The 3,209-nt window shown below is 36.0% G+C and carries 2 protein-coding genes and 1 pseudogene; 2 read left to right on the forward strand and 1 reads right to left on the reverse strand.

All coding sequences use genetic code 11. The features are described 5' to 3' along the window. Positions 1-286 precede the first annotated feature (286 nt). A complete protein-coding gene (locus CER22_RS30730) occupies positions 287-1,303 on the reverse strand; it encodes a Gfo/Idh/MocA family protein (protein WP_088610478.1) in 1,017 nt (338 codons plus the stop codon). Positions 1,304-1,415: 112 nt separating this feature from the next. Between CER22_RS30730 and CER22_RS30735 the strand changes: the two genes are divergently transcribed. Next, positions 1,416-1,538, forward strand: a complete 123-nt coding sequence (locus tag CER22_RS30735) for an NUDIX hydrolase (RefSeq protein ID WP_142293614.1) — start codon at positions 1,416-1,418, stop codon at positions 1,536-1,538. A gap of 51 nt (positions 1,539-1,589) precedes the next feature. Beyond that, a pseudogene (locus CER22_RS30740) lies at positions 1,590-3,020 on the forward strand (IS4 family transposase). The last annotated feature ends 189 nt before the right edge of the window (positions 3,021-3,209 follow it).

Genomic DNA, 3,209 nt, shown 5'->3' on the forward strand with positions numbered 1-3,209 from the left:
GTTAACGATGCGTAAAATTTTCGTTATGGGGGTAATTAAAACTATTAGCTTGATAGCGATGTGGCGGTACCCCATGCCCATCAAGTTAAGATTTTGTTGCACCCCCAAAACGATAAAACTAGCTTCTTATTTAAAAAGATAAGAAGTGAGCTTTTATCTACTACAGTAATGTGTAACCTTAGAAAATAGTTTGATAATTTTTGTGATCATTTCTCATTTAAAGCGCCCTTTTCTGGAATAAAAATATCAGCTTATAATAGCTGATTCGTTTTATTGAATAATAAATTTAATTTGACAACACGCTATCTATAATTATTTGATTTTCATGCCCATCTACAATGGTTGGTAAGTCTCTGTCTGTTTTATTAAAGGTAATATTTTCGTAAACTTTATCTAAAAAAGGATAAAATGCTGGATAATAAGCCTTTGCCTCTAAAGATAAAGTTGGAATGGTCTGGGCATACGTTTCAATTTTTATTTCTTCTAGGTTTTCACTTGCTTTACCAAAAAACAGTGTTTTATCATCAATTAAGGTGATGGTTCCTAGACTTCCAAATATTTTTAAGTTTGAACCAAATCCGTGGTGAACCCCTGAGATAAGTTGAATCGAAAAGGTACAACTCTTTTTCATTTTACCATGAATAAAAAAGGCATCATCAGAGTCTCTAAGTTCTCCTGGCCCTTCTGGGACGTGAGTATGTATTAAACTATTAATTGTTATAATTTCGTCCTGAACTATCCATCTAAGGCAATCAATCATATGTGTTCCTAGAGCCCCTAACATACCACCAAACTTCTGCTTTTCTCCCATCCATCCCATTTTGTTAGTTTGAAGGGTCTGATATTGAGGGGCAGAAATATGATATTCAAAATGAAGGATGTCACCAAGTTGACTTATAAGTTCTTTGACTTTTTGGCGAGCAGGATGATAACGCCACTCAAAATCGATAAATACCTTTAAATTATTACCTTTAGACGCTCTTAGCAACTCTCCTGATTCCCTACTATTCATTGTAAATGGTTTCTCGCATACTACGTTTATACCTCTGTTTAATGCGTGTTTAACCATCTCAAGATGATAAATCGGAATAGAACTAACAAATACAAGATCCAACTCTTCTAAATCTAGCATTTTAGTCCAGTCTGTATAATGAACTGGCGGATTGTCTTCATTAGATAAATCTTTTGGCAATTGATGGCGCATCATTGTACTAACAGCAGAAACATTCATCTTAGGATGAGTATTTATTATAGGCGCTTGAACTGTTAAACCAAAGCCACCTCCTATTACTCCTACTTTCATTACCTAGCCCCCTGTAATTGCTTATTCTGGAATACTTAAAAGTTCAAGATACCCCCTTTTATTTCCTTCTTTATTCCAGAATATGACCTGATTGTTGGATAAAGGAATACTAATGATAGTACAGAAGAAAACAAATGAGCCAGAACTTTGGTCTGTTCCTTCAGGTGAAGTAGAGGAAAAGGAAATATTTGAAGGGTGCTGCATTCGCGAAGTTAAAATTATACCCTTAAAATAAAAAAACGCTATGCTTATTGTAAGAAGTTTATGAGAGAGGATGGTGTTTTTAATGAATCCTATTATTTCAAATGAACTGAATCTTTTTGCACAAGAGCTACAATACTTTTTATCTCCAGTAGTCCTACAAGATATCGCCAAACAAGTTGGCTTTGTACAGCGATCTAGTAAGTATCAAGCAAACGAACTCATTGCTCTTTGCGTATGGATCAGTCAAGGAATTGCTAGCACATCCCTTACACAATTGTGCAGTCAGTTAGAAGTTTCCACTGGGGTACTTATGAGCTCAGAAGGACTGAATCAACGCTTTAATCCAGCAGCTGTCACATTTCTTCGAGAAGTCTTTACTTCTCTTCTCACACAAAAACTCTGTTCAAATCACTCACTTTCTGCGCATATAATCTCTACTTTCAATCGTATCCGTATTCTAGATGCAACAGTGTTTCAACTGCCTGATCAATTCGCCACAGACTATCAAGGTTCCGGTGGGAGTAGTAATACGGCAGGCGTGAAAATTCAATTGGAATATGATTTGCTTAGTGGTCAATTCCTTAACGTGCAGCTTGGACCAGGAAAAAACAATGATAAAACATACGGTACCATCTGTCTTAAAACCGTAGAAGCAGGCGACTTGTGTTTACGTGATCTTGGTTACTTCGATTTAGGAGATTTATAAACCATTCATGATAAAGAGGCTTACTATATCTCGCGGTTGAAGTTGAATACACGCATTTATATCAAGAATCCTGAACCAGGATACTTCAACAATGGTACGTTAAAAAAGCAAACAGAATACATCCAGCTTGATATGACACAAATGCTGTCGGGTCTAATACCTGGTGAAACGATGGAAATCCCCGAGGCATACATTGGCCAAAATCAGAAACTTCCAGCACGTGTCATTATTCATCGTTTAACCGATAATCAAACACAAACACGTTTGAAAAACCAAGCGATACGTGAAAAGAAGAAAGGCATTGTCATGAAGGATAAAAGTAAACGTTTAATGGGCATGAATGTATATATCACGAATACGTCGCTAGAAAAAGTACCGACGAACTACGTGCATTCATTATATTCACTTCGTTGGCAGATTGAAATTTTGTTTAAAACGTGGAAATCATTCTTTGAAATTGATGAATGCAAAAATATAAAAAGAGAACGCCTAGAGTGCCATTTATATGGACAACTCATCAGCATTCTCCTCTGTTCTTCTACGATGTTTCAAATGCGTCAGTTTCTGCTTGAAAAGAAAAAGCAGGAACTTAGTGAATACAAAGCGATTTATATAATTAAAGATTACTTTCCGTTACTGTTTCAAGCGATAGCTTTTGGCACAGAAGAACTTTTAAAAATTCTGCATCGCCTTTATCAACTGCTCAAAAAGAACGGTCGTAAATGTCATCGGTATAAGAAGATGACCGTCTTTGATATTCTAGGGATTGTGTATGAAACGACAGTGAAGCATAGACAAGCTGCCTAGCGAAAAAATCGCGTTTTAATAGGCTTCTTTAGCATGCCTATTTTTTTATCACTTGCTGGTTTTGAAACAAGGATTATTTCGCACCTAGTAATTTATTTAGTTAGCTTGATGGGTATGTGGCGGTACCCCACATCCATCAACTTAAGGTTTTAGACTATTTTTGAAGTTAAAAGCACGTTACTATTTTCT

The organism is Bacillus sp. K2I17 (assembly GCF_002209985.1).
Classification (GTDB): Bacteria; Bacillota; Bacilli; order Bacillales; family Bacillaceae_G; genus Bacillus_A; species Bacillus_A wiedmannii.

What these genes read in the sequence shown, in the direction of transcription:
- CER22_RS30730 (WP_088610478.1), bottom strand. Translation starts at nt 1,303, where the DNA reads ATGAAAGTAGGAGTAATAGGAGGTGGCTTTGGTTTAACAGTTCAAGCG.
- CER22_RS30735 (WP_142293614.1), top strand. Translation starts at nt 1,416, where the DNA reads ATGATAGTACAGAAGAAAACAAATGAGCCAGAACTTTGGTCTGTTCCT.